This window comes from Thiocapsa sp. (genome assembly GCF_011390875.1).
Lineage (GTDB): Bacteria > Pseudomonadota > Gammaproteobacteria > Chromatiales > Chromatiaceae > Thiocapsa.
In genome coordinates, this window is the sequence record NZ_JAABRP010000347.1 from 1 (window position 1) to 233 (window position 233).

Here is a 233-nt window from a genome sequence, read left to right on the forward strand (position 1 = left end):
CCGCGCTGCGGATCAAACTTCGAATGCAAAGCAAACCGCGTCGAGCGATGCGGCTGTCTGAGCGTCGCACTCACCGCAGAGACGCTCGAGTACCTCGGCGACCGTTATCGTGACTGTCTTTGCGTCGCCTGCCTGGAGCAGGTCAATCAAATGTGCAGCAAGGAGGACACGCCGGACACAGATCCCCGGGCAGCCGATCGAAACCTCGAACGACATGGACATCGGTAAGTGTC

At 59.7% G+C, this 233-nt stretch carries 1 protein-coding gene; it reads left to right on the forward strand.

Annotation, left to right across the window (positions count from 1 at the left end):
• The coding region (locus GPT33_RS18950; RefSeq protein ID WP_363929514.1) for a cysteine-rich CWC family protein at positions 1–228 on the forward strand (228 nt) is incomplete at its 5' end.
• Positions 229–233: the final 5 nt, after the last annotated feature.